Origin of the sequence: Aestuariivivens sediminis, from assembly GCF_022662105.1 — a bacterium.
Taxonomy (GTDB): Bacteria; Bacteroidota; Bacteroidia; order Flavobacteriales; family Flavobacteriaceae; genus Aestuariivivens; species Aestuariivivens sediminis.
The window spans coordinates 35084-48540 of sequence record NZ_JAKMCP010000008.1 but is presented as its reverse complement, the minus strand read 5'-3'; the positions used below and the strand labels follow the sequence as shown (position 1 = coordinate 48540).

At 38.4% G+C, this 13457-nt stretch carries 14 protein-coding genes; 7 read left to right on the top strand and 7 right to left on the bottom strand.

Features of this window, described 5'->3' with window-relative positions:
- Positions 1-33: 33 nt before the first annotated feature.
- Entirely contained in the window at positions 34-2667 is a 2634-nt protein-coding gene (alaS, locus tag MR054_RS15385) for an alanine--tRNA ligase (protein ID WP_242158694.1), read from the bottom strand.
- Between the two features lie 314 nt (positions 2668-2981).
- Between alaS and MR054_RS15380 the strand changes: the two genes are divergently transcribed.
- The 5 genes from MR054_RS15380 to MR054_RS15360 are packed head-to-tail and all read left to right on the top strand — an operon-like array spanning position 2982 to position 6203.
- Positions 2982-3953 (top strand): M23 family metallopeptidase, encoded by a 972-nt coding sequence (locus tag MR054_RS15380; RefSeq protein WP_242082343.1) that lies wholly within the window; start codon positions 2982-2984, stop codon positions 3951-3953.
- The gene (locus MR054_RS15375; RefSeq protein WP_242082344.1) at positions 3953-4282 is read left to right on the top strand and encodes a MerR family transcriptional regulator; all 330 of its coding nucleotides are present in this window, start codon (positions 3953-3955) and stop codon (positions 4280-4282) included. The genes MR054_RS15380 and MR054_RS15375 overlap by 1 nt, the downstream gene beginning before the upstream one ends.
- 50 nt (positions 4283-4332) lie before the next feature.
- Positions 4333-4929, top strand: a complete 597-nt coding sequence (locus MR054_RS15370) for a LemA family protein (protein ID WP_242082345.1) — start codon at positions 4333-4335, stop codon at positions 4927-4929.
- A 6-nt stretch (positions 4930-4935) separates the two neighbouring features.
- Positions 4936-5373: a TPM domain-containing protein gene (locus MR054_RS15365; RefSeq protein ID WP_242158693.1), complete on the top strand. Its 438-nt coding sequence runs from the start codon at positions 4936-4938 to the stop codon at positions 5371-5373.
- Between the two features lie 8 nt (positions 5374-5381).
- A complete protein-coding gene (locus tag MR054_RS15360) occupies positions 5382-6203 on the top strand; it encodes a TPM domain-containing protein (protein WP_242158692.1) in 822 nt (273 codons plus the stop codon).
- A gap of 13 nt (positions 6204-6216) precedes the next feature.
- On the opposite strand, the gene MR054_RS15355 is transcribed toward MR054_RS15360, so the two are convergent.
- From MR054_RS15355 to der, 3 genes are all read right to left on the bottom strand, one after another.
- Complete coding sequence (locus MR054_RS15355; RefSeq protein ID WP_338081538.1) at positions 6217-6960, bottom strand: PfkB family carbohydrate kinase; 744 nt, start codon at positions 6958-6960, stop codon at positions 6217-6219.
- A 2-nt stretch (positions 6961-6962) separates the two neighbouring features.
- Positions 6963-7217: a PfkB family carbohydrate kinase gene (locus tag MR054_RS16765; RefSeq protein ID WP_338081537.1), complete on the bottom strand. Its 255-nt coding sequence runs from the start codon at positions 7215-7217 to the stop codon at positions 6963-6965.
- Positions 7218-7310: 93 nt separating this feature from the next.
- Positions 7311-8615: a ribosome biogenesis GTPase Der gene (der, locus tag MR054_RS15350; RefSeq protein ID WP_242082353.1), complete on the bottom strand. Its 1305-nt coding sequence runs from the start codon at positions 8613-8615 to the stop codon at positions 7311-7313.
- Between the two features lie 75 nt (positions 8616-8690).
- Here der and MR054_RS15345 point away from each other — a divergent pair, with 75 nt between their 5' ends.
- On the top strand, positions 8691-9209 hold the full coding sequence (locus tag MR054_RS15345; RefSeq protein ID WP_242158691.1) for a GTP-binding protein: 519 nt from the start codon (positions 8691-8693) through the stop codon (positions 9207-9209).
- On the opposite strand, the gene era is transcribed toward MR054_RS15345, so the two are convergent.
- The 3 genes from era to MR054_RS15330 all read right to left on the bottom strand — a co-directional run bounded on the left by era (position 9204) and on the right by MR054_RS15330 (position 11877).
- Entirely contained in the window at positions 9204-10085 is an 882-nt protein-coding gene (gene era, locus MR054_RS15340) for a GTPase Era (RefSeq protein WP_242158690.1), read from the bottom strand. The genes MR054_RS15345 and era overlap by 6 nt on opposite strands.
- A gap of 107 nt (positions 10086-10192) precedes the next feature.
- Positions 10193-10921, bottom strand: a complete 729-nt coding sequence (locus tag MR054_RS15335) for a BamJ family beta-barrel-assembly machinery protein (protein ID WP_242158689.1) — start codon at positions 10919-10921, stop codon at positions 10193-10195.
- Between the two features lie 77 nt (positions 10922-10998).
- A complete protein-coding gene (locus MR054_RS15330) occupies positions 10999-11877 on the bottom strand; it encodes a LysR family transcriptional regulator (RefSeq protein WP_242158688.1) in 879 nt (292 codons plus the stop codon).
- A 79-nt stretch (positions 11878-11956) separates the two neighbouring features.
- On the opposite strand from MR054_RS15330, the gene hutH reads away from it, so the two are divergent.
- The gene (gene hutH / locus MR054_RS15325; RefSeq protein WP_242158687.1) at positions 11957-13456 is read left to right on the top strand and encodes a histidine ammonia-lyase; all 1500 of its coding nucleotides are present in this window, start codon (positions 11957-11959) and stop codon (positions 13454-13456) included.
- Position 13457: the final 1 nt, after the last annotated feature.

The following is a 13457-nucleotide window of genomic DNA, read 5'->3' as shown; positions in this document are numbered from 1 at the left end:
CTAAGATCCTGAAACAAATTCAGGATTTCAAAATTATTGAACGTATTGTTTTGCCATCTTTAAGGCCTCCGTAATTCCTTCGGGATTTTTACCTCCGGCTGTGGCAAAAAACGCTTGTCCGCCACCGCCACCCTGGATATATTTCCCCAACTCACGTACTACCTGACCTGCATTTAATCCTTTACTGGCCACAAGTTCTTTAGATATATAGCAAGACATGTAGGCTTTTCCATCTTTTTCTGTTGCCAACAATACAAACAGATTATCCATCTGCTTGCCCAAGTCGAAGGCAACATCCTTTAATCCTGAGGCATCCAATTCCAATTGCTTTGCTAAAAACCGAATCCCGTTAATTTCGGACAATTCATTTTCAAGTTCCAATTTAATGGTCCTGGCTTTATCTTTTAACAAGGCTTCTATTTGTTTTTTTAAATCTGCATTTTCTTCCTGCAAATTCTGTAATGCTTTTATGGGCTCCTTGGCATTATTGAGTAAATTCTTCATTCCCACATAAGTCTTATTGTTTTCAATGAAATACGCTTTTACCGCATCACCCGTTATCGCTTCAATGCGCCGAATACCTGAAGCTACTGCCCCTTCTGAAAGAATTTTAAAATGCCAAATATCCGCCGTGTTTTTAACATGCGTACCACCACAAAGTTCAATGGATTTTCCAAAACGCACAGTCCGAACAGTATCCCCGTACTTTTCTCCAAATAAACTCATCGCGCCTTCCTCTATAGCTTCCTGTTTTGGAATGCTTCGTTTTTCCTCTAATGGCAACTTTCCTTCAATACGCCTATTTACAAAATTTTCAACATCTTGTAATTCTTCATCTGTGAGTTTAGAGAAATGGGAGAAATCGAAACGCAAGTGTTTGGCCTGAACAGCACTACCCTTTTGTTCCACATGAGTCCCTAAAACTTCCCTGAGTGCCTGATGCAACAGATGGGTTGCGGTGTGATTGCATTCTGTTCTAAATCGTTCTTTAGCATCCACTACGGCCTTGAAGGTCTCCTCTACGTGTTTTGGTAAATTTTTTGTGGAATGAATAATGACATTATTCTCTTTTTTAGTATCTAAAATATATACCACATCGCCGTGCCTGTCCTCCAGATAACCCTTATCCCCTACTTGTCCACCGCCCTCAGCATAAAATGGCGTTACGTTGAAGACCAACTGGTACATTTCACCTTCTTTTTTAGAGGTTACTTTACGGTATCTTGTAATCTTAACGTTCGCTTCCAAGGTATCATACCCCACAAAATCTTCTGGTCCATCGGCGTTTAAGACGGTCCAATCTCCTGTAGCCATTTCACCGGCTGCTCTGGAGCGGTCTTTTTGTTTTTGAAGCTCTTGATTAAATCCTTTTTCATCTAACTTCAGGCCTTTTTCAGAAAGAATTAAGGCTGTTAAATCAACGGGAAACCCATAGGTGTCATAAAGTTCAAACACCTTTTCGCCGGAAACGGTATTACTCGATGTATCTTCTACAATTCGGTTTAAAAGTACCAAACCTTGGTCCAGAGTTCTTAAAAACGACTGTTCTTCCTCTTTAATAACGTTTTCAATAAGTTGTTTTTGTGCTTTTAGCTCAGGAAAGGCCTCTCCCATGGTCGTACTTAAAACATCAGTAAGTCTGTAGATAAATGGTTCTGTTTTATCTAAAAATGTAAACCCGTAACGCACTGCTCGCCGCAATATTCTTCTTATCACATAACCGGCTCCCGTATTACTTGGTAATTGTCCGTCGGCAATAGCAAACGCAACGGCACGAATATGATCTGAGATGACTCGAACGGCCACATCCACTTCTGTGTTTTTACCATAGTGCTTACCCGTAAGGGCTTCTATTTCCTTAATGAGGGGGCTGAACACATCCGTGTCATAATTGCTTTGAGTCCCTTGCAAAACCATGCACAAACGCTCAAAGCCCATACCAGTATCAACATGCTTTGCCGGTAAGGCTTCCAGTTTACCATTCGCCTTTCGGTTATATTGTATAAAAACTAAATTCCATATCTCCACCACCTGAGGATGGTCTTTATTTACCAAATCTTTCCCGGAAATCTTAGCTTTTTCTTGGGCATTACGAATATCGACATGAATTTCACTACAGGGGCCACAAGGGCCTTGGTCACCCATCTCCCAAAAATTATCTTTTTTGTTGCCCATTAGGATGCGATCCTCAGAAATATGCTGTTTCCAGAGATCATAGGCTTCAATATCCCTGGGAATGTTATCCTTTTCATCACCCTCAAATATGGTTACATACAGCATGTCCTTATCAATCCCAAATACATCCGTTAACAACTCCCACGCCCAGGCGATGGCTTCCTTTTTAAAATACCCGACTTCCGGATGGGCAGCGTCACCAAAACTCCAATTCCCTAACATTTCAAAAAGGGTATGGTGATAGGTATCATAACCCACTTCCTCTAAATCGTTATGCTTTCCCGAAACCCTCAAACACTTTTGTGAATCCGCAATACAATTATATTTTGGTTTGGCATTTCCCAGGAAATATTCTTTAAACGGTGCCATTCCAGAGTTAATAAACATCAAGGTAGGGTCATCCTTTACAACCATAGGAGCCGAAGGAACAATGGTATGTTCCTTATCTTCAAAAAAACTTAAAAATTTTGAGCGAATATCTTGTGATTTCATTGACTTTCTGTACGGCGTTTCTTTATAATTACATTAATTACAAAACAATTTTTATCTTTACTGTCCTTAAATATATTTTTTTATCCTTAATAAGGATGATACTTTTTGGGCAGGTTTAGCGTTTGCCTAAAAACATTAGGATTTCGTTGTTTTAGTTGAAAGCAAAAGTACATGAATTTTTTCATTTGAAAATTCTTAAACATGAAATGAGAAAATGAAATAAGCGAACGAATTTGATTATTGATTTGGGGTTAAATTTTGTGGTTTTAATACACAGAATTTAGTCCTTTAAAAAAACACACCAAATATAGGTAATGAGCAAAGTTAAATATTACTACGATCCCGAGTCGCTTTCCTACAGAAAAATAGAACGAAAGAAGAGAACCACGTTTAAGTATGCGAGTATGTTTATTCTGGCTTCAGCTATTTTTGGGTTTATCTTTGTTTTTATTGCCAGTCAGTATGTTGAATCTCCCAAGGAACGCGCTTTAAAAAGAGAATTACAAAATATGCAATTACAGTACGGCATCCTGAACAAAAAAATGCAACATGCCGAAACTGTTCTGGAAAATATTGAAGATCGAGACAATAATATTTATCGCGTGTATTTTGAAGCTAATCCCATACCTGAAGAACAACGCAGGGCCGGTTTTGGAGGTATAAACAGGTATAAAAAACTAGAAGGATATGACAACTCAAAATTAATTATTGAAAGTAGTAAACGTTTGGATATTCTTCAAAAACAAATTGTAGTCCAATCGAAATCTTTGGATGAAATTGCCAAATTAGCTGAGGAAAAAGAAAAGCTTTTGGCAGCAATCCCTGCCATTCAACCGGTAAACAACAAAGATTTAACACGAATGGCCTCTGGTTATGGCATGCGTTCCGATCCATTTACAAAGGCAAGGAAAATGCACTGGGGTATGGATTTTACAGCGCCTCGGGGTACGCCCATTTATGCTAGTGGTGATGGTGTTGTGGTTAGAGCCGATGCCGGTGCTGCAGGTTATGGTCGACACATACGAATAGACCATGGTTATGGTTATACAAGTCTATATGCGCACTTATATAAGTATAATGTAAAGCGAAATCAAAAAGTAAAGCGTGGCGACCTCATCGGTTTTGTGGGCAGTACAGGACGTTCGCAAGCACCTCATTTGCACTATGAAATCTTTAAAGACGGCAATCGTATAAATCCAATTAACTTTTACTACGGCAGTTTAACTGCCGAGGAATTTGCAGAATTGCTGGAACGTGCGTCCCTCGAAAACCAATCTTTAGACTAATGCATTTAGAACTTCCTGAAAAACGGTATTATAATATTGGTGAAGTAGCCAAAGCCTTTAAGGTAAATACTTCCTTAATTCGATTTTGGGAAAAGGAATTTGATGTGCTTAAACCAAAAAAAAATGCCAAGGGCAACCGCAAGTTTACACCCGAGGACATTAAAAACCTGAAGTTTATCTATCATTTGGTTAAAGAACGTGGTTTTACCTTAGAAGGAGCCAAAATTCATATCAAAGAAGAAAAGAAGGAAGCCCTGAACAACTTTGAAATTATTGATAAACTGGAACATGTTAAACAGCAGCTTTTAAAAATTAAAGAACATTTGTAACATTTCTTGAATCTGATCAACTTATTAACTAAAACATCAAACTATTTATCATGAAAAAATTTATACCATGGATTATTGTTGCCGTTGTTATTTTTGGTCTCTTTTCATGGGGCAAAGGATTTAATAATACGGCTGTCGCACTAAACGAAAACGTAAGTGAGGCATGGGGTAATGTTCAAACGTCCTATCAACGTAGAAATGACCTTATAGGCAATTTAGTAAAAACCGTGCAAGGCGCTGCCGATTTTGAACGTACTACTTTAACCGAAGTTATCGAAGCCCGTGCCAAGGCCACATCAATAAGCATTGATCCAAATAATATTACACCGGAACAACTCGCACAATACAATCAGGTTCAAGGTGGCTTAAGTGGTGCATTGAAAAGTCTTTTGGTTACGGTTGAACGCTACCCGGACCTTAAGGCCAATCAGAACTTTTTGAAGCTACAGGATGAATTGACCAGTACCGAAAACACCATTCAAACCGCAAGAACCCGATACAACGAAGCCATAAAGCCGTATAATGTCCATGTAAAGACATTTCCCAACACCTTATTAGCAGGTCTTTTAAATTTTGATGGCAAGCCCTATTTTGATGCCGAATCCGGATCAGAAAGACCCGTTGATGTAGATTTTGATTTTAATTAACATCCCATGTCCAAGGTAGAAGACTTTTTAACGGCTAAAGAAGAGCAGGAGGTCATTGAAGCCATAAGGACTGCAGAAAAACATACTTCTGGAGAAATTAGAGTCCACCTGGAAGAATCGGCTAATACCGATCCTTTTAATCGTGCTCTCGAAGTCTTTCATTTATTAAAAATGGATAATACCAAAGCCATGAACGGGGTACTTATTTACGTTGCCGTAAAAGACAAGAATTTTGTTATTTACGGAGACAAGGGTATAAATGATGTGGTTCCAAAAGACTTCTGGAACAACACTAAGAATATAATTCAAAACCATTTTAAATCTGGAAATTATAAACAGGGGCTTGTGGACGGTATTTTAAAAGCCGGGGAAGCATTGGAAAACCATTTTCCCTGGCATCCCAATGATGAAAACGAACTTTCTGATAACATTTCAAAAGGGTAATCTGTAACATGTTATATTTTTTAACCCCATTGCAGTCTGTAAAATATCATAAAGCTAATGTCCTTACCTTTGTTTTAGCTTTGTTTTGCTATAGCCTTGTATTTGCGCAGTTTGATATCCCCGAGAAGCCAAAGGTCCAAACCAGTGTGTACGATTATGTTTCCTTATTATCCCCTTCAGAAAAAAGTCAGTTAGAACATAAGCTTATAACCTATTCCGACACGACTTCTACCCAAATAGTTGTTGTTATTATTTCGACCAGCAAAGGAGAAAATATTGGATTATTAGCCCCACGCTGGGGCCATGAATGGGGCGTGGGACAAGCCAAAGAAGACAATGGCGTCTTTATATTATTGGCAAAGGAAGATCGAAAAATTTGGATCTCCCCCGGTTATGGCGTAGAACACAAGTTGACTGCCGGAATAGTAGGAGAGTTAATACGGAACATTATTATACCCGAATTTAAACAAGGAAACTATTACAGTGGCTTAAACAAGGGGACAGATGCCATTTTTCAAGTCTTAAAGGGAGAATATACGGGTAAAAGACCAAATAAGAATTCTCAGGATATGCCCTTTGGTTTCATACTCATCCTAATTTTCATTTTTTTTATAATCCTCATCGCTATTTCAAAAAATAAGCGCGGTGGTGGCAGAGGGGGTAACAGGCACAAAGGAATGGATATATGGGATGTCATTATTTTAAGCAACCTTGGAAGAGGAAATTACGGTGGAAGTTCCCGTGGATGGGGTGGAAGTTCCGGTGGTGGTTTTGGAGGCGGTTTTGGAGGAGGCGGCTTTTCCGGTGGTGGCGCCGGTGGAAGTTGGTAGTTTTAAAACTATTTCATCTTGTAAATCTTCCCGATACATTACCTTCCAGAATCTTGGTAACTTCATGAATCGTTGCATAATTGACATCTCCTTGATAGGTATGTTTCAATGCACAGGCGGCGCTTGCAAATTCCATTGATTTATAATCATCAAATTGTTGAAGTCCATAAATGAGTCCCGCTGCAAAGGCATCACCAGTACCAATACGATCCACTATATGCGTAATATCGAGATCTTCTGTTTCTCTAAATTCTTCGCCATTCCACATTCTCGCCCTTATTTTATGCCAGGAGGCATTAATGGAAGTTCGTATTTTATCGAACACTTTACTAATTGATGGAAATGCCGTCATTAACTTTTTACTGGCCTCAATGAATTCTTCGTTGGAGTACCCATAAGTTGTTCCCAGAACTTCATTCATTTCATTTATACCACCTATAAATAGTGTTGAATAATGAAGTAATTCGGTTAAGGCCTCATTTGCATCGACCCCATATTGCCATAACCCGGATCTGTATGTTGGATCTGCCGATATTTGAATTCCCTTTTCACTGGCTAACTTAAGACCTTCCCTTAGCGTGTCAAAACTCCCTTTCGTTAAAGCCGGGGTAATCCCTGTCCAATGAAACCAACTCCCATTTTCCAGTGCGCTTTCCCAATCGACCATGTCTGGTCTAATTCCTGAAAATGCCGAGTGGGATCTGTTATAGGAAATGGAACTCGAACGCATGACGGCTCCTACTTCCAGAAAATACACTCCTAAAGGCCTATTAGACCAATGGCACTGGTATCTAAATTAAACTTATTCAAATAGGCTATAGCGGTATCCCCTATAAAATCATCAGAAATACAAGTAATATGTTTAACACTTCCACCGAAATTGGCAATCGACAACCCCACATTTAACTCAGTACCTCCAAAATAAAACTCTAAGGTATTGGCCTGAATAAACTTTTTGTTCCCCAAAGGAGACAAACGCATTAAGACTTCCCCAAAAGTTATTATTTGACCCATGATGACTTATTTAGTCATTAAAATTAAAGAATTCTAAAGAATAAAATGAATTATTAACCCATAATCTTAACATAAGATATGGACAAAATATCCCTATTTTTTGCGCATATAAATGCTAAGGGGCACACCAGTAAAATCAAATTTTTCCCGAAGTTTATTTTCCAAAAATCGTTTGTAGGGGTCTTTAACATATTGCGGTAAATTACAGAAAAACGCAAACTGAGGTTGTGGTGTGGGCAACTGCATAATATATTTAATTTTTACAAACTTGCCTTTATATGCAGGTGGTGGATAGTGTTCAATAATTGGCAATAAAACCTCATTAAGCTGGCTTGTCTTGATTTTTTTGGATCGATTTTTATATACGTCAACAGCAGTCTCAATGGCTCTGTATATGCGCTGTTTGGTGAGTGCGGAAATGAATATTATGGGTACGTCAGTAAACGGTTCTATTTCCCTGCGTATGGCTTTCTCGTATTCCTTAACCGACTTTTGATCCTTGTCTACTAAATCCCATTTATTGACCAAAATTACTATTCCCTTTCTATTCCGTTCGGCCAACCAAAAAATATTTTGCACTTGTCCGTCAAATCCGCGTTGTGCATCCAAAACCAATAAACACACATCACAATGTTCAATGGCCCGAACACTGCGCATAACCGAATAAAACTCTAAATCTTCTTTTACTTTAGACTTTCGTCTTATCCCGGCGGTATCTACTAAATTAAATTCAAATCCAAAACGATTATATTTGGTATCTATGGCATCCCTGGTTGTACCGGCAATATCGGTTACGATATAGCGTTCTTCCCCAATCAATGCATTTATAAAAGAGGACTTACCTGCATTCGGGCGGCCCACTACGGCAAACCGAGGCAATTCCACCTCTGCAAGATCTTCTTTTTCAGGTAAAGCAGCAACCAGTGCATCCAACAATTCCCCCGTACCACTGCCGTTAATACTAGCGACCGTGTAATATTCTCCCAGACCCAATGCATAAAACTCAACTGCATTTTCGGCACGTTTCGCATTATCTACTTTATTGACGACCAAAAAAACAGGTTTGTTCACCTTACGCAGTAAGTTGGCTACATCTTCATCCATTCCGGTAACGCCGGTCTCAACATCTACCATAAAAATAATGGCATCGGCTTCATCAATGGCTAACTCCACCTGTTTGTCAATTTCAGTCTCAAAAATATCGTCACTTCCAACCACATAGCCCCCAGTATCGATTAAGGAAAATTCCCTGCCGTTCCAGTCACTTTTCCCATAATGCCTATCTCTGGTCACACCACTAACCGCATCTACAATTGCTTCTCGCCTTTGGATTAATCGGTTAAATAATGTCGATTTGCCTACATTTGGTCTTCCCACAATAGCTACTATACTACTCATATCCTTTTAATTGTTTGCAAAGGTAATGTTTAATATTAAAGAAAAAACACTAATTTACCTCTGAAAACGTTCCATATGCCTTTATCTAACGACATCGTTTTAAGACCGCGATTTAAAATTGAAATTCCAAGGACCAATGCGTCCGTATTAGAGGATTTCGATAAGAGCAAAACGGTCCAATCTGATTTTATCGTAAGTCGAGTCGATGACCATGTTTTTATAAAATTTCCTAAACGAAAACAACATTTCTGGTCCCCACAATTGCATTTAGAGATTAACGAAATTGATCAAAACTCCTGTTTGCTTCATGGCCTGTTTGGCCCCAATCCCACGGTATGGACTCTTTTTATGTTCTTGCATTTTTTAGTTGCCGGACTGTTCATTGCCTTTGCGGTTTGGGCTTATACTAACTGGACATTAAATAACAGTTATGCCATACAAATAAGCCTTATGTTACTTATGGTTGTATTCTGGTTTGGCTTGTATTTTACAGGCCGAATAGGAAGGGCCTCTGGCAAAAATGAAATGCAGGAGTTGCATAATTTTATGCTAAATGTGGTTGAGGGCGAGAACACCAAGACATCATTCCTATGAATTATAACCAAAACGTTTTAATTGGTTAGGATTACTGCGCCAATTTTTATTTACCTTAACGTATAACTGTATGTGGATTTGTTTTCCGAAAAATTGCTCTAAATCTTTTCTTGCCTCGATTCCCACACGTTTTAAAGCATTGCCCTTATGCCCTATAATAATTCCCTTTTGACTTTCCCTTTCCACCATGATGACCGATCGTATTCTAATGATGTTATCGTCTTCCAGGAACTCCTCGGTATCCACTTCAACCGCATAGGGTATTTCTTTTTTATAATGCATCAGGATTTTTTCTCGAATGGTCTCATTGATAAAAAACCGTTCCGGTTTATCCGTCAATTGGTCTTTAGGATAAAATGGCGGGGATTCGGGGAGTAATTCAATAATTCTATCGAACACTTCCCGTACCTGAAACCCTTCCAATGCAGAAACGGGAATGATCTCTGCATGGGGGACTTTTTCCTTCCATAATTGCACCTGCGCTTCCAACTGTTCTTGATTAGATTTATCAATTTTGTTAAGCAGCAATAATACGGGAAGTTTAGAATGTATTATTTTATTAAAGAAATCTTCATCTTTAAGTTCTTGTTCACCGATTTCCACCATATAGACCAGGACATCGGCGTCTTCAAAAGCCGATTTTACAAATCCCATCATGGATTCCTGAAGTTCGTACGCCGGTTTGATGATCCCCGGAGTATCACTAAAAACCACTTGAAAATCCTCGCCATTAACAATGCCTAAGATTCTGTGCCGCGTGGTTTGGGCCTTGGAGGTTATAATAGACAACTTTTCTCCAACCAGGGCATTCATGAGTGTAGACTTCCCTACATTTGGATTACCAATGATATTTACAAATCCCGCTTTATGTGGCATGTCTTTAATTATTTGTTATACCCTTTACAAAACTACAACCTTTTTCAATGTAAAAAGGCAGGAAGTAAATCTTCCTGCCTTTTCTATTTACAATCGCGTCTTAATGGTTAGTCCATGACTTCCAATAATTCTACTTCAAATATCAAAGCATCAAAAGGTCTAATTTTCCCCCCTCTTGGTGCAGCTCCGTAAGCTAAATTTTGTGGAATAAAGAACTTGTATTTTGCGCCTTCCTTCATCAATTGAAGACCTTCTGTCCATCCCGGAATGACCTGATTCACACCAAATGTGGCTGGTTGATCTCTATCTACAGAACTATCAAAGACAGTCCCATCGATTAAAGTTCCATGATAGTGGACTTTAACTTTGGACGTCGCAGTAGGCTGATTTCCTGTACCTTCTTCTAATACTAAATATTGTAAACCACTTTCAGTAGTTAATACGTCCGGATTATTGGCTACATTATCTTGAAGAAATTTTTCACTAGCTTCCTTTACTTCTCCATATTGTTCTTCGGCTTTTTTTGCAGCAATTTCCTGCTGTTTTTTCATGATTTTTTCTCTGTTCTTTTGAAAATAATCTTGAACAATGCCCTGCGCCATGTCTTTATCTATCAATACATCCGCAGAATCCAAAGTGTTCAAATAGCCTTCAATGAACAAATCATTATTAATATCCTCAAAACTCATTTCCACATTTCTTCCCACATCCATACCTAAGGCATAGCTAACTGAATCTAATTCCGTTTTTAAATCTTCTTTTGTTGTTGCTTTTTTTCCACAAGACACTACAGTGGAAGTCAATATTACTACACTTAATAATTTTATAAACTTCATTTTATCGTTATTTTATTTGGTAGCCAAAAGTAGCAAAATTTATTAATAAACACTGTTCTTAAACCAATTAATTCATATTAAATATTTCTTAAAAATTGTTTTAATATGGGATTCCTATTCGCCTTACTCCAAACCAGTGACAACGTGGTTTTATGTGGTATGTTTTTTAGTTCTATAAACCGAACCCCCTTTAAATTTTCATTAAGCAATGAGCGTGGCACAATGGATACACCGAAATTATTTTCAACTAACTTATAAATAGATCCTGCATGTATGGTATTGTGGGACACTATTGGTGTAAATCCGGCATCTTGAAAAATGTGCATGACTTTTTCATAATAACTGGTGCTATAATTAGGGTCGAACAATATAAATGAGTCGTCCTTAAGTTGTTTTATGGTTTTAAAATTACCCTCCGCTAATGGATGCTTTACCGGCAACACCAAGCAGAAATTTTCTCTTAATACAGGTTTTCGTACAATGCTATCGGGCACACGTTCCAGCCGTACAAAACCGATATCAATATCCTCTGAAATTAACGCGTGAATTTGCCGTTCATTATCCATTTCCTTTAAGGACAATGCGGTATTAGGGTGATGCAACTTGAACTTTAGTAATAAATCAGGAATAATCTGCTGCATGGCCGAACCCACATATCCCAATTTCAAATTACCGGCTATTCCATCATTTATCAGCTTCGCATGATTTATGATATTGTCCAGATTTTTAAGGTTTCTGATAATTTCACCTTGGAGATACATCCCAGCTTTGGTCAGTTCAACTTTTCGGTTATGCCTTAAAAATAGTTCTATACCCAAATCCTCCTCCAATTGTTTGATCTGCCTGCTCAACCCAGGTTGGGAAATAAAAAGTCGTTCGGCTGCTTTCCTGAAGTGTAAATCCTCCGCTACCGCTAAAAAATATTTTAAATGTCGAATTTCTAATTGATTACTCATAGTTATCATTAAAAAATAAAATAGTCTTATTGTGAATTAAAAATACTAATAACTTTGTAAAAATCAAACTATTGAATTTATGTTATTTAAATATGGTAGCGATAGGCTCACAATAGATCTGGTTATGGCTATTTGTAATGGACATGTAAAGGCCGTGATTACTTCGGATGCTATTGCAAAAGTCAATACCTGTCGCAAGATGGTTCAGAACATGGCGGATTCGAACAAAGCCGTTTATGGTATAAACACGGGATTTGGCCCTTTGTGCGATGTTCAAATATCGCCGGAAGAAACCTGTAAACTTCAGGAAAATCTACTTATTACCCATGCCGTTGGGGTTGGTTCACCGATAAGCAAGACACTTTCAAAACTCATGATGATTTGCAAAGTTCATGCACTCTGTCAAGGATATTCTGGAATCCGCCTTACCGTTCTAGAACGTATTATCTATTTTTTGGAACACGATTTAATCCCGGTTGTTCCAGAACAGGGCTCTGTTGGTGCTTCAGGTGACTTGGCTCCTTTAGCACACTTATTTTTGCCACTTATTGGGGAAGGTGAGTTTTGGTTAGATGGTGCAATGGTTCCTGCAAAACATATTTTAAAAGAACATAAGCTGAAGCCCATTCAATTGCAAGCCAAAGAAGGTTTAGCTCTTATTAATGGTACCCAATTTATTTTGGCACATGCCATTACCGGACTGGATAAAATGAATTACCTCCTGGATTTGGCCGATTTGGCAGGTGCCATGAGTATTGAAGGTTATAAAGGAAGTGCTTCTCCTTTTAAAGAAGCCTTGCACACGATACGCCCATTTCAGGGGGTATTAAAAGTTGCTGAGCGCATGCGGTTGCTATTTGAAAATTCAGAAAACATCATGTCCCATGAAAATTGCGAACGCGTGCAAGACCCTTATTCGATGCGTTGCATCCCTCAAGTGCATGGCGCCTCAAGAAATGCCTATTCCCACTTAAAAGAATTAACAGAAATTGAACTGAATTCGGTTACCGACAATCCTATAGTTTTAAGTGATACTGTTGCCATATCGGGTGGCAATTTCCATGGGCAACCACTGGCCATGGGACTGGATTATGCGTCTGTTGCAGCATCAGAACTTGGAAATATTTCAGATAGACGCTGTTATTTGCTTATTGAAGGGAAATATGGATTACCCAGACTCTTAACTACAGGGGGTGGCTTAAATTCAGGATTTATGATTCCGCAATACACAACAGCCGCTTTAGTTACGGAAAACAAATCCCTTTGCTTTCCCCCTTCAGCAGATAGCATTCCAACGTCATTAGGACAAGAAGATCATGTATCCATGGGCAGTATTTCGGGACGAAAATTTAATCAAATACTACATAATCTCGAAAAGATATTGGCCATTGAGCTCATGTATGCAGCACAAGCTATGGAATTTAGAAGACCGCTTAGGTTTTCAAGTGTGCTAGAACAAAATTTGAGTATAATTCGTGAAAAAGTTGATAAATTGGAGAGTGACCGGCTTTTAAAAGACGATATTAATGCAATGATTTCGTTAGTTAAAAACAGATCCTTAATCGTATCTAAATCATAAA